Origin of the sequence: uncultured Cetobacterium sp. (genome assembly GCF_945952365.1) — a bacterium.
GTDB lineage: Bacteria > Fusobacteriota > Fusobacteriia > Fusobacteriales > Fusobacteriaceae > Cetobacterium_A.
In genome coordinates, this window is record NZ_CAMFHX010000045.1 from 1 (window position 1) to 9,011 (window position 9,011).

Genomic DNA, 9,011 nt, shown 5'->3' on the forward strand with positions numbered 1-9,011 from the left:
CTTTCGCGCTTCGCTGTCCCTCACGGACATTAATAATAATATCATAAATTATAAATAAAGTCAACAAGTTTTTTTATTTTTTTATAAGTTTTTTTTTGATAAAAAAACACATGCTAAAAAACCCTTATTTTAAAAGGGATTCTAGCATGTAGCAAGATTTTATTTTTTTATAAATTTTTCATATAATTTTCTTACTGGTTCTAAAATATTTAAAAAAATTAATAAATTTATTAATTTTTTTTTATATCCTTTTACTGTTTTAAACTCTAAAAAATAAAGTTTTTTATTATTCCCATGCCAACTTTTTCCCCACCAATGTATACCATGAGTATTTTCAGTTATTTTTTCATAAGAAAACTCCTCTGTAAAATGATATGGATAAAAATATTCAAATGGATATATTTTTATTCCATCATCTAATGTGATAACTTTATTTTCTCCTTTAAATCCATATTCTTTTTCCAAAATATATTGAAGAATTGCTGGAATTGTATATATATTTATATTCCAAATATCCTTTTCATAGAATTCTAACATCTTTTTAAAAAAGATATGCCCTTTTTCTGATCCTATTATTCCTGCACTAGCTTGTTTTTTATCTTCCATTCCTAAAAAAACTCTATCGTTTAAAAAAGAATCTAACGATTTTAAAATCTGCATATCAGAATCTAAATATATTCCACCATGCTCATACAAAACTTTAACTCTAAAATAATCTGATAAAAATGCCCAAAGCTTCCTTTTGTAACACTCTTCTAAAAATTTATTTTTTTTAATTTCATTATAAAAATCTAAATTTTCTTCATTCCATTCAATAATCTCATATTCTGGTAACTTTTCTCTCCACGAATTTATACAAATATCCATCAAATTAGGTTTAGGACTTTTTCCTAGCCATATATAATGTATTTTCTTCTCCATAGCCCCTCCTAAAACTTAGGTATTTTCTGAGTATTCCCTATCTCTTTCCCTATAATTTTTCTACAAAAATTAGCAACTGTTGGTGCAAAATAAATAAAAATCTCCTCTAAATTTTTATTTTTCACAGCTCTAACCTCTTTAAAAATATCTCTATAATTTTTTAATTTTTCTTTGTAGTCTTTCCCTGAATTTATATATCTATACAAAATAACTTTATAAAAACTTGGTAATAACTTTGAAAGAGCCTCTCTTCCATACTCATCTGTTTTTGAAAATTCACTCAATAACATATAACAAATTTTTTCTAATGACTCTATACTTTTATCATTGACCACACTCATAATACTTCCATTTCTTTGTCTATAGTAATAAAATGCAATGTCAATATACTTTATTCTCTTAGCTTTTAAATAGACCATTGGAGTAAAATAACTATCTTCATGAATTAAATTGTCGTGAAAATAAAGTTTATTTTCACAGATAAACTCTCTTTTGTAGATATCATCTACAACCTCTTCTCTGAAACACTTACTTCCTTGAAATAATGTTAAGAAAAACTTGGTTCCTTTACTCACAGTAAAATCTTTTATCTCTTGAGACCTAAAAAGTGGTTCTCCAATTTTATTCTCAGAAAAATACCTCATATTTCCAACCATTACATCTAAATCTAATCTTTGCCCCTCTTTAAAAAACTCTTCAAATCCTTTTGGATCAATTACATCATCACTATCTACAAAAGCCAAGTATTCACCTTTAGCTTCTTTTATGCCTATGTTTCTTGCAGAGGATAATCCTCCATTTTCTTTATCTATTATTTTTGTTTTTGTTGGATAAAGCTCTTTGTATTTTTTTAAAATATTTAAACTATCATCTTTTGATCCATCATTAACTAGAATAACCTCATAATCTATATCACTCACTTTATAAATACTTTCTAAACATTCAACTAAAAATTCTTCTACGTTATAAACAGGTACAATTATCGTAAGTTCCATAATTTTCTCCTATATATCTCTATTATTATTTTTTCATCAAACTCTCTTAAGATTTTTTCACGACCTCTTTTCCCCATAGATATTCTTTCATCTAATGATAACCCTATAAATTTTTCAATTTTATCTGCTAAATCATCAGAATCTTTCACATTTACTAAATACCCATTGATACCATTATCTACAATCTCTTTACATCCTGTTACATTTGAGGCTATAATTGGTTTTTCCATACTAGCAGCTTCCATCAATACTTTTGATATACCTTCTCTATACGAAGGAAGAATTACACAATCAGAAGCATTTATAACTGCATCTACGTCCTTTCTATGGCCTAAGTACTCCAATATACCCTCTTTAACATATTCATCCATTTTAAGCTTATCTACACCGTTTGCTGCGTTTCCACCTAAAGCACCTAAAAAGAGAAAATTAACTTTGTAGCCTTTATTTTTTATAATTTTTGCCGCTTCAACATACTCTCTAACACCTTTATCATAAAAAGCTCTTGCTACCATTAAAAAATTCAACTCAGAGTTTTCTACCTTTTCTTTTGGAGAAAACTTAAAAGTATCAACTCCTTCTCCTGGTAAAATAAAGATTTTTTCTGAAGAGGTTATATTTTGCTTTATCAAAGCTTCTTTATCATCACTATTTAAAACCCAAACCTCTTTAGAATATTTTAAAGAAAATCTATATAATAATTTCGCTATATTTGAAACTATTCCTCCTTCTACAAAAGAATAGCCTAATCCTGTCAAAATAGCTACGCTCTTAACTCTTGATATCTTTGCAGCCAAAGTTCCGTAGATATTAGGTTTTATTGTATAATGAAAAACTATATCTGGCTTTTCCATTTTATATATCTTCTTCAGTTGTAAAAAAAGATTAAAATCCTTTAATGGATTTACACCTCTCATGCTTAAATTTATAGGGATATGTTTTATTCCTAGCTCTTCTACAAAATCAATTCTTTCATCAACTGGAGCTACTACTACAACTTCATGGCCATCACCTATCAAAGCTTTTATTACTCCATATCTAAATATATAGATATCCCAAAGTACATTAGCTGTAAAAAATATTTTTAATTTTTTCATAAATACCTCACATCAATATTGAATTAACAACTCTTTTCCATGACTCTCTTTTAAATAAATTTTAGATTTTTTTATTTCTAATTCTCTCTTTTTATAATCTAAATCATTAAAAAGTACATTTTCATATCTATAGTTTATACGATTCCCAGGGAAAGTGATACTTCTATAAATTCTAGTTAAAGATAAAAATAGAATTATAATTATCATAATATCTTTTCTTTCAACTTTTTCTATCCCTCTACATAAAATTAACCAAGCACTATATATAAAAAGAGTCCCTATTCTTAATGAGATTACTGATAATTCAGAGGTAAATAAAAAAATACCTATCCAAACATATAAACTATTCTTTATAACTTTATCCTCTTCATATTTATAAGCTAAAAAAAATAAAATTGCTCTTTCCAAATAAAAAATATTAAAACCTCTTTTCAAATCTTCAGGAATAATACTTTTATAAGTAGAAATTTTATTTGCAATCGCTATTGAGAGCGAAGTCCATTCATAGTTTAATAGTAATTCAATCAATTTAATATTTAAAAGATAGTAGAAACTTCCAGCTATAAACATTCCTAAAATAATATTTTTTTTATAGTCATAATTTAAAATAAAGTACATTGGTAAATAAAATATTGCACTCATGTGAAAGGAGATTCCAATTATATTTAAGACTAAAAATGGTATAATTTTACGCTCTTGAATATATTTCAAAGAAAATAAAAACAAAATTATAGCTTTCATATTTCTTAAAAGTTCAACCTCCATATGAAATCCTTGAATACTAAAAAAAATAGCGAATGCCATTATAGGATATTTACAATATCTTTTAAAAATATAATATAACGCTATAAAATCAACACTTGTCGTTATAAACTGATAAAAAATATAATTCTTATAAATCCCACCTATAAAAGATGTATAAAGCATATAGCCTTTTTCATAAATATAAGTTCCTTCCATAAAAGATGGATAATAAAAATACCAATCCCAACCTAAAAAACCTCTAGTTCCTAAGAATAAAATCATACAAATTATTATAACTTTTAATACTACTTCTTTTTTTTCTTTATCTTCAATAAAAACATCATAAACTCCAAATAAAAATAGTATTATAGATATAATTAAATAGATCATTTTAATTCCTCTTTATATAACTCTATATATTTTTTAGCCGTAGCCTCTATTGAATACACTAAACTACCCCTAATACCAGCTCTACTTTTTTCAGAGTAAACTTTAGCATCTTCTAAAAGTTTTATTTTTTGAACTAAATCATTTACATCTCCAGCTTTAAACAACAACCCAGATCCTGAAACTATATTGGCTAATCCTTCAACATCACTAGCTATTATAGGTGTTCCAGATGCCATAGCTTCTAGAGCACTCAATCCAAACCCTTCAAAATTTGATGATTGAATAGCTACATCAGCTCTTTTTAATAGCGCTGAAACAGAGTTCGAATACCCTAAAAATTGTACTCTATCTGCTAAGCTTAGCATTAATACCTCTCTTTTAACTGCTTCTTCTGTTTCACCTTCACCAACAAACGTTAACGAGTATTCTTTTGGAAGTTTTTCTAAAGCTCTTACAACAGTTATATGATCTTTAGATGAATGAAATCTAGATACCATAATTAAGTTATTTCCTTTACGCTCTTTTTGTTTTCCCATAAAAGCTCTCAGTGAAACCCCATTTGGTATAACATCTATTTTTTTCAAACTTATTCCTGTCCATTTTATAAGTTCCCTTGCCGTAGCTTCTGAAATTGCGATAACTTTTACAAAAGAGCTATATATAAATTTGTCTAAAATTTTATATATGTAGTTCTCTCTTCTTCTGTTATGAGTGCTGTGCTCTGTCGTTATATAAATAGTATTTTTATTTAAATACTTTGCCAAACTTGTCCAAATTTGAGAGTGAACAAGATGAGCATGCACAATTTCTACTTTCTCTTTTTTTATTATTTTTGCTATTTCAAAAATATTTTTAAAACTTATTTTATTGTTAATTTTAGTTTTATGAACTTTTATCCCTCTTTTTTCATACTCATCCAAAAATTTTTCACCATTAGTGTCTAAAACTAATAATTCTACATCTACACCCTGTCTTTTTTGAGCAGGAATTAAATCTAACAATAACTTCTCTGCACCTCCTAATTCTAAAGAGGTTATTATATGAAGTATTTTCATGTGTTTCTCCTATCTTTTTTTCTTTCGTAATAAATTGATTGAATCAGTCTAATCAAAAATTTTATTTTATTTTTTAACGGAATATCTTTTTTTAACATATAAGCATAATAAAGCTTCATACCTTCTGGATTTTTTTTTATAATTTCAGAAAATCTTCTTGTGTATCCATCAGCTAGATATTGGTAATAATATATCCCTTTATCTATATATCTAAATAAATAGTTTTCTCCTATTTGATTCCAAATATATCCTTCAGGAACAAATTTTTCTCCTTCAATTTCTGGAAAAGGATACTCTCTCATTATTGAAGTTTTTACTATTTCAGCTTTATCTCCTAAAATTTTTCTTCTATAAAAAATATCGATTGGAGTACTATCTATTTGATCTTCACCAAAACTTTCTTTTTCTCTTATAGGAAAACCATTATCTAATACTTCAACTTTTCTAAAAACTAATCCTGCATAATCTACAGGAAGAGTAACAATTTCCTCTTGAATTATCTCTACTGCTCTTTCATCTAAATAATCATCACTGTCCACAATAAAGAAAAATTCTCTTGCTGATAAAGTTACTCCAACATTTACAGCTCTCATTTTTCCACCATTTTTAGTTTTTTTATAGATTATTGAAACTTCTTGCTCATCTATAAAATTTTGTACAAGTTTTTCAGTATTATCAGTTGATCCATCATCAACAATTATCCATTCGAAATTTTTTAATGTCTGACTCTTTAAACTTTTATATAACCGCTTTAAAGTGTCCTCCCTATTATAGGTGGGTGTAAATATAGTTAACATATATCTCTTACCGTCCCTTTCCAAATACAACTGTTTTAAGCGTTTTAAACAGTATAATAATATCTAAATACAAACTGTAACATTTTATATAATATAAATCATATTCTAACTTATTTTTTGCGTCCTCTACAGTTGCACCATAAGGATACATTACTTGGGCCCAACCTGTTAAACCAGGTTTTACCATATGTCTTAATCCATAGTATGGAATTTGTTTTTCAAGTTCTTTTATAAATACCATTCTTTCTGGTCTTGGCCCTATAAAACTCATATCTCCTTTTATTACATTTAAAAGTTGTGGAAGTTCATCAATTCTTGTTTTTCTCATAAAATTTCCAAATTTTGTTACTCTAGGATCATTTTTTTGGGCCCATTTTGCTCCATCTTTTTCAGCATCTTGTCTCATACTTCTAAATTTATAAACAAAAAACTCTTTTTCATTCTCTCCAACTCTAGCTTGAGAGTAAATAATAGCTCCAGGGCTTTCAAGTCTAACTATTATTGCTGCTATAATCATAACTGGAAAAGTCATTAATCCTATAGTAATAGACATTCCTATATCAAAAACTCTCTTAATTTTATTTTGAAACTTACTTCTCAATATTTCAAATCCATAAGCATTTAATAACCACTCTTCATTTATATACGAAACCTCTATCTTCTTTTCAATTTCTAACATATAGTCTAAATATCCCATTACATGAGTATTTCTTAATTTAATTTTTAATATTTTTTCAATCTCGTTTTCTTCAAGCCTCATTTTTCCTAAAAGTAACAGTTTAATATCATTTTTTTCTACGAACTCTTCTAATTCATCAATATTTCCAGAAAATTTTAAATATCTGTATCCCTCTAGCCTTCCTAAACTTTTTTCTAAGTTTTCCTTCAACTCTCCTTCGCCATATATTGAAACAGGTTTTATTCTATAAGTAATGATATTTATCATAGATCTTAAAAAAATAATAATTGCTGTAAATAAAAAATAAAAGATTATCAACCAAAAATCTGAACTTATTAAAAACCAAATAAAGAAAAAGAAACTATTTAAAAATATTATTGTTAAATAATTTTTCAAACTATATCTAGGAATATCAAAGTTCATTAAATCAAATAAATAAAGTCCTAGTAGTATAAAAAACAACACTCCTAATCCTATTACGCTTGTTTCTGTTGTTAAGTTAAAAACACTCATCAAAACTGAAAATATGGCTCCTAGAGCCCCCATATAAAATAATCTTAACATTAATTTTCACTATCTCCTTCATAAAGAATTACTCTTTCTCCATCATCTATTATATTTTCATCAGCTCCATCTTTATCGTAAAATATAATGGCTTTAAAAACTTCATCTTTAGAATCTAACCCATATTCAGAAAATAAAGCAGATGGATATACCTCATCTTTGTAAGAAACAACTGTTAATACATTATTATTCCTAACTAAATACTTAGTTTTTTTATTTTTAACAGCACTATCTTCATCATCTCTTCCTATTCTTCCTAAAATTTTCCCTAATATATTCAACTGAAACTTATCTTCATCATTTTTTACTTCCCAAACACCAGAATCCTCTTTTTCTATTTTTACTTTTCTCATTTCCTTACCCGTTTTTAAAATATATCTAATATTTCCCATACTATCAAAGGCAAAAGGTAATCCCTCATCTTTTAAATTATAAGAAGCTAAATTAAATCCTGGTTGTATACTACTCGGAACTCTTTTTTCTATATAAATTGATGGTAATCGATCATCAACTGCATATGTTTTTAATTTTAATCTTTTATTTTTTATAACTTTTTTGTCACTTGGATTTAATTGTTCTAATAAAACTATATTTTCAATTTTGGGATATAATCCTACTATTGGAAATAACTCTCCTGGAAAATATTTTTTTTCATAACTAAAATTAGGCATTCCTCCTACTCCTATTACAGTTACTCTTAAAAGCTCTACTTTTTCATTTTCACCATATTTCATTCCATAAGCTAAGGGTGTTCTTCCGTAAGGATTATATTTTAAGTATGGTGTTTCAAATGTATAACTTCCATTCTCAAACTCTTTTCGTATTTGTTTTTCAAATTTTTCATCCTCTACATATAAATCTCCATAAAGAGCAGCTTTTCTTATATCAAATCCCTCTAACATATTGTATATTTCAATCGCTAACATCGGATTTATCTTTCCAATTTTATAAAGAGTCTTACTTATTTGAGCTACTTCTTCTAAATTATATTTTTTCAAATCTTTTTTTTCTACAAACTCTATTGTGTTTGGAGATTTTGATAACATTTCACTTATTTCTATCAAACTCTCTTCTGATAGTTGTTCAAATATAGATTTACTATTTTTTATAGGTAGAAGCTTAGTTATCCTATCTTTTATTTTGATAACCTCTGGTCTATTTTCAATAGTTTTAACAAAGCTATCAAAATTATTTTGTACTACTTCTTCCTTGAAATACTTTCCAATTTCTGGAGATAGTGATGATAAATCTTTCAATCCTTTTATAACGCTACTATTTTCTAAAGCCTTACTATAGTCTATATTTTTTAAATATAAATCTACTGTCGGATTATTTATAAAATCTACCAATCTTCCATTTTTTAAAATTGATGTTGCTATTTCCATTTTATCTGATGATAAGTTTTCCAATATTCTTCTTAATTTATCATCTTTTAATTTAACATAAAAAATCTTTTCATTTTTTCTCTTTTCATTTTTTTGATATAACTCGGCTAAATTTTTATTATTTTTTATGCTTTCTTCTATTTTTTTCTTATTCATTATTAATCCTAAACTAGTGATTATTATTATTGCTGAAATCAATAACACAATTATTTTCTCTTTTTTTAGCATTTTTCACCTCTTTAAAATTTTATTAATTCTTTATCATTATACACTATCTTGAAAAAAATGTATAAAAAAAAGAGCAGAACTGCTCTTAAAATTTATTTTTCCAAAAAATAAAAAAATGGCGCTTCTTGCTGGGCTCGAACCAGCGACAACACGATT

8 protein-coding genes are annotated in these 9,011 nt (G+C 26.5%); all 8 read right to left on the reverse strand.

Annotated features, from left to right (window positions below):
• Positions 1 to 159 precede the first annotated feature (159 nt).
• From Q0O83_RS11325 to Q0O83_RS11360, 8 genes are read right to left on the reverse strand one after another with little or no spacing between them, the layout of a single operon-like run.
• Positions 160 to 921, reverse strand: a complete 762-nt coding sequence (locus Q0O83_RS11325) for a glycosyltransferase (protein WP_294097176.1) — start codon at positions 919 to 921, stop codon at positions 160 to 162.
• A gap of 8 nt (positions 922 to 929) precedes the next feature.
• Entirely contained in the window at positions 930 to 1,916 is a 987-nt protein-coding gene (locus tag Q0O83_RS11330; protein WP_294097178.1) for a glycosyltransferase, read from the reverse strand.
• Positions 1,901 to 3,013 carry a glycosyltransferase family 4 protein gene (locus Q0O83_RS11335; protein WP_294097180.1) on the reverse strand — a complete coding sequence of 371 codons (1,113 nt, stop codon included), beginning with the start codon at positions 3,011 to 3,013 and terminating at the stop codon, positions 1,901 to 1,903. The genes Q0O83_RS11330 and Q0O83_RS11335 overlap by 16 nt, the downstream gene beginning before the upstream one ends.
• Positions 3,014 to 3,025: 12 nt before the next feature.
• Positions 3,026 to 4,147 carry an EpsG family protein gene (locus tag Q0O83_RS11340; protein ID WP_294097181.1) on the reverse strand — a complete coding sequence of 374 codons (1,122 nt, stop codon included), beginning with the start codon at positions 4,145 to 4,147 and terminating at the stop codon, positions 3,026 to 3,028.
• Positions 4,144 to 5,202 (reverse strand): glycosyltransferase, encoded by a 1,059-nt coding sequence (locus Q0O83_RS11345; RefSeq protein ID WP_294097182.1) that lies wholly within the window; start codon positions 5,200 to 5,202, stop codon positions 4,144 to 4,146. The genes Q0O83_RS11340 and Q0O83_RS11345 overlap by 4 nt, the downstream gene beginning before the upstream one ends.
• Positions 5,199 to 5,999: a glycosyltransferase family A protein gene (locus Q0O83_RS11350; protein WP_294097183.1), complete on the reverse strand. Its 801-nt coding sequence runs from the start codon at positions 5,997 to 5,999 to the stop codon at positions 5,199 to 5,201. The genes Q0O83_RS11345 and Q0O83_RS11350 overlap by 4 nt, the downstream gene beginning before the upstream one ends.
• A 7-nt stretch (positions 6,000 to 6,006) precedes the next feature.
• Positions 6,007 to 7,242: a sugar transferase gene (locus Q0O83_RS11355; RefSeq protein ID WP_294097185.1), complete on the reverse strand. Its 1,236-nt coding sequence runs from the start codon at positions 7,240 to 7,242 to the stop codon at positions 6,007 to 6,009.
• Positions 7,242 to 8,855: a hypothetical protein gene (locus Q0O83_RS11360; RefSeq protein WP_294097187.1), complete on the reverse strand. Its 1,614-nt coding sequence runs from the start codon at positions 8,853 to 8,855 to the stop codon at positions 7,242 to 7,244. The genes Q0O83_RS11355 and Q0O83_RS11360 overlap by 1 nt, the downstream gene beginning before the upstream one ends.
• Positions 8,856 to 9,011 lie beyond the last annotated feature (156 nt).

What these genes read in the sequence shown, in the direction of transcription:
- Q0O83_RS11350 (WP_294097183.1), bottom strand. Translation starts at nt 5,999, where the DNA reads ATGTTAACTATATTTACACCCACCTATAATAGGGAGGACACTTTAAAG.
- Q0O83_RS11325 (WP_294097176.1), bottom strand. Translation starts at nt 921, where the DNA reads ATGGAGAAGAAAATACATTATATATGGCTAGGAAAAAGTCCTAAACCT.
- Q0O83_RS11340 (WP_294097181.1), bottom strand. Translation starts at nt 4,147, where the DNA reads ATGATCTATTTAATTATATCTATAATACTATTTTTATTTGGAGTTTAT.
- Q0O83_RS11355 (WP_294097185.1), bottom strand. Translation starts at nt 7,242, where the DNA reads ATGTTAAGATTATTTTATATGGGGGCTCTAGGAGCCATATTTTCAGTT.
- Q0O83_RS11330 (WP_294097178.1), bottom strand. Translation starts at nt 1,916, where the DNA reads ATGGAACTTACGATAATTGTACCTGTTTATAACGTAGAAGAATTTTTA.
- Q0O83_RS11335 (WP_294097180.1), bottom strand. Translation starts at nt 3,013, where the DNA reads ATGAAAAAATTAAAAATATTTTTTACAGCTAATGTACTTTGGGATATC.
- Q0O83_RS11360 (WP_294097187.1), bottom strand. Translation starts at nt 8,855, where the DNA reads ATGCTAAAAAAAGAGAAAATAATTGTGTTATTGATTTCAGCAATAATA.
- Q0O83_RS11345 (WP_294097182.1), bottom strand. Translation starts at nt 5,202, where the DNA reads ATGAAAATACTTCATATAATAACCTCTTTAGAATTAGGAGGTGCAGAG.